Below are 282 nucleotides of genomic sequence, written 5' to 3' on the forward strand. Positions count from 1 at the left end.
CCGTGGCATAGGTGCCATCGACATAGCTGCCCCCGTCATCGACATTGCCGCTGCCGGAAGCCTTGAAGTAGCGGTTGGTTACCTCGGCGGTATCGGCCACGGCGTTGAGCTGGTCGAGGTTGACCGCGTCGGTGCCCTCGGTACCGGCGGCCACGTTGGTGATCTGCCGATGCGCAGTGGCGGTGCCGACCGAGACGCTGTTGTCGCGGTCCGCAGTGGAGACTGCGCCCAGGGCCACGCTGTTCACGCCGCTGGCCGTTGCGCTTTCGCCCAGTGCGGTGG

At 67.4% G+C, this 282-nt stretch carries 1 pseudogene; it reads right to left on the minus strand.

Annotated elements, in window-relative coordinates:
• A pseudogene (locus tag ACQG3P_RS19490) lies at window positions 1-282 on the minus strand (hypothetical protein); the annotation flags it as partial.

This window comes from Stenotrophomonas sp. SrG (genome assembly GCF_050031795.1).
Taxonomy (GTDB): Bacteria; Pseudomonadota; Gammaproteobacteria; order Xanthomonadales; family Xanthomonadaceae; genus Stenotrophomonas; species Stenotrophomonas rhizophila_A.